Raw genomic sequence first — 1,207 nt, forward strand, 5'->3', positions numbered from 1 at the left:
CGGGCAGTGGTCAGCCCACTTGTCAGCGCAATTCGCACCGCGTCTTGGCGGAAGTCGTCCGTCCATTTCAGTCCCATAGTCCGTCTCCTTTGGTGCAGTAAATGCTATCAAAGGAGCAGCATCAAACCGCGACAGGTCCATTTGCCTCACTGCCCCGTGAATTGTGGAGGGCGTTTCTCGTTAAATGCCAGTACGCCTTCGCGTCGATCTGATGTGGGGACCGTGCGGTTGTACGCTTCGATCTCGATGGCGAGCCCTGTCTTAAGGTCTGTATCAACCCCCACAGTCATTGCACGTTTGGCCTGTCGCACCGCGATAGGCCCGTTCGCGGCAATCTGCTGTGCTAAAGCCAGCACACCGGGAATCAGATCTTGTTGTGGCCAAACATGGTTTACCATACCCCATTCAGCAGCTTGACCAGCACTGAAGGATTGTGCCGAGTAAATCAGTTCTTTGGCCCTGCGCGAACCAACCGCGCGTGGCAGGTTTTGTGTGCCGCCACCGCCCGGGATGATACCCAGTTTAGGCTCGGTCAAAGCAAAGCGAGCCGTTTCGGCAGCATGGATGAAATCACAAGCCAAAGCAATTTCCGTACCACCGCCATAGGCTGCCCCGTTCACTGCCGCAATCACGGGAACCGGGCAGTCCATAAGTGTATAGAAAGCTTGTTCAAAGATCACATGCTGGCGCTGCCATTCTGCATCAGACATGCTGTTGCGTTCCCGAAGGTCCCCGCCGGCACAGAACGCTTTGGTTCCAGCTCCGGTTAGAACCACACAGCGCAAATCTGCTGGATCCATCAATATGCTTCGAAACTGTTCAAGCAGATCCTTGCCCATCTGAGTATTCATGGCATTTGCAGAAGCGGGCCGATTCAAGGTAATCAGCGCTATGCTTTTATCTACTTGCTCGAAAGACAGGGTTTCAAACTGGGTCATGTGGTGCCTTTTCATATTTCCCGTTCCACCAGGATTGTTTGAGGGAACCGGTCGCCGAGGTAAAATGACAGACTTACCTCGAACAAGATACCCTCGTTTGACCAGTAGCGCCGCCGTTCCATCAGCGCAGGTGAGCCGGGTTCGCATATCAAAGCCACTGCCATATCTTCTGGCATCGGGATGGCATTGTTGCAGCACTGCGGCCTGAGGGCGAGAGAGCCCCTTTCCCCGCTGGCGTCAGGCCAGGCGAATGATCTCGGCGGTGCCGA

Annotated in this window: 2 protein-coding genes; both read right to left on the minus strand. The window is 55.0% G+C overall.

All coding sequences use genetic code 11. From position 1 onward, the window contains the following. Positions 1 to 146: 146 nt before the first annotated feature. Positions 147 to 938 carry an enoyl-CoA hydratase-related protein gene (locus ATI53_RS22820; protein WP_009506873.1) on the minus strand — a complete coding sequence of 264 codons (792 nt, stop codon included), beginning with the start codon at positions 936 to 938 and terminating at the stop codon, positions 147 to 149. An 11-nt stretch (positions 939 to 949) separates the two neighbouring features. Beyond that, positions 950 to 1,207 (minus strand): UTRA domain-containing protein (locus ATI53_RS23110; protein WP_146610019.1); only part of this gene is annotated, 258 nt, incomplete at its 5' end.

Origin of the sequence: Salipiger aestuarii, from assembly GCF_003259905.1 — a bacterium.
GTDB lineage: Bacteria > Pseudomonadota > Alphaproteobacteria > Rhodobacterales > Rhodobacteraceae > Salipiger > Salipiger aestuarii.

Excerpts from the sequence above, each read along its gene's own strand:
- ATI53_RS22820 (WP_009506873.1), bottom strand. The coding sequence starts at position 938 with ATGACCCAGTTTGAAACCCTGTCTTTCGAGCAAGTAGATAAAAGCATA.